Genomic DNA, 332 nt, shown 5'->3' with positions numbered 1-332 from the left:
ATGTCAACCGAGACGTTCTTCAGCACCTTGATATGGCTGCGGCCATAGGCGGCGGTGATGTTCTTGACCGACAGGAACGGGTTCGTGCCGGGCCTTTGCTCCTGGTGCTCGATCTCATGCACTGAGACCAGCGCATTGGTGTATTCCTGGCGCGGCTCCTTGATGATCTGGCGGGTGCCGCCCCATTCGACCAGCCGGCCATGGCGCAGCACCATGATCTCGTCCGAGACCTGGGCGACCACGGCAAGGTCATGAGTGATGTACAGCGCCGCGACATGCGTGTCGCGGATGGCGTCCTTGATCGCCGCCAGCACGTCGATCTGCGTCGTCAC

At 62.0% G+C, this 332-nt stretch carries 1 pseudogene; it reads right to left on the bottom strand.

Annotated elements, in window-relative coordinates:
* Positions 1 to 332: pseudogene (locus AC0L2C_RS34260) on the bottom strand (ABC transporter); the annotation flags it as partial.

The organism is Mesorhizobium sp. WSM4845 (assembly GCF_055811455.1).
The sequence above is the reverse complement of the archived record's forward strand: the minus strand, read 5'-3'. Positions and strand labels throughout refer to the sequence as shown.